Raw genomic sequence first — 1,121 nt, 5'->3', positions numbered from 1 at the left:
TGCCTTGTTTTGCCGCCGGTTGAGGCCAGTCTCAGACGCTCTTACAGGTAGATTCCGCCAAGCTAACCGGGAAATGGACGCTGTCTGGCGATATGGTGTCGCTCAGACGGCTTGCCTGGATGTGTCGAAACCTTGCCAAACAGCACATTGACGAGCCCGACGTACCCGCCGCGCCGGACGGCGCGGACGGGTACGCCGAGTGGGTCCAGATCGCGTTGATTCTGTTCCGCGTTGAACTGGAAAAGAGTCTCCGTGAATCTGAGGACTACCTCAACGAGATGCCGCATATCCTCGCCGTGTTTGATCTTGACGAGGCACCGCACTACAGTTCGTTCTGCCGGTGGGAACAAGAGTACCGGATGCGCGAGCTCCGCCGCCTGCTCCGCCGAAGCGCGGAGCAGGCGGGCTGGAGTGGTGAAGCTGCGATTGATGCGAGTGGCTTCCAGCGCGATCAAACGAGCTTCCATTACCGTGATCGTGCGAACTACTCGTTGCAGTCGCTGAAGACGACGATCTTGATTGATGTCAACTCGCTGGCGATCAAGGACGTGCATTACACGACGCAGAAGGCGTGGGACGGCCACATCGGGATGCAGGTCTTCCGCCGGAACGCGGAAGACCTGCGGGTGCTGTCCGCTGACGCGAACTACTCGTGGGGCGAGCTCCGTGAGGAGTGTCGCTCCAACTCAACGCGACCGCTGATCAAGCACAGGGAGCAAACACCGTTGCAGAAGGCTCACAACGCCCGTATGAACGAGGATTACAACCAACGCTGGATGAGTGAGACGGGCTTCTCGCGGTTGAAGGAAGACGACGGCGAGAAGCTGCGCTCCCGGAGCTGGCACGGCCAGTTCCGGGAGCTGACTCGGAAATGCATCATCCATAACCTGACGCAGGCGGCGAGTTAACGGCTCGCCGCCTGCTCCCCTTCTCCGGACGTATCCGGGAGAGGCATCGCCGTCGTCACCGACACAACGAAGCAAGATACCATAGTTTTGACTCTTCGGCAACCGCCGTGAGTGACAGCGATTGCATCTTCTGACTCCACGTACGCGCTTCTGACGGCGTGAGACTACAAACAATCGACCCTACCCCGGCGCTGTCTTGCGTTCAACAAGGCA

The 1,121-nt window shown here is 59.5% G+C and carries 1 protein-coding gene; it reads left to right on the top strand.

All coding sequences use genetic code 11. The features are described from left to right. Window positions 1-92 precede the first annotated feature (92 nt). Window positions 93-908: an IS5 family transposase gene (locus tag ACQUQ0_RS17535; RefSeq protein ID WP_435187037.1), complete on the top strand. Its 816-nt coding sequence runs from the start codon at window positions 93-95 to the stop codon at window positions 906-908. Window positions 909-1,121 lie beyond the last annotated feature (213 nt).

The sequence above is a fragment of the Halobellus sp. EA9 genome (genome assembly GCF_051195055.1).
Lineage (GTDB): Archaea > Halobacteriota > Halobacteria > Halobacteriales > Haloferacaceae > Haloquadratum > Haloquadratum rubicundus.
This window is presented reverse-complemented; position numbering and strand designations above follow the sequence as displayed.

Coding starts and splice junctions, on each gene's coding strand:
- ACQUQ0_RS17535 (WP_435187037.1), top strand. CDS start 93: ATGGTGTCGCTCAGACGGCTTGCCTGGATGTGTCGAAACCTTGCCAAA.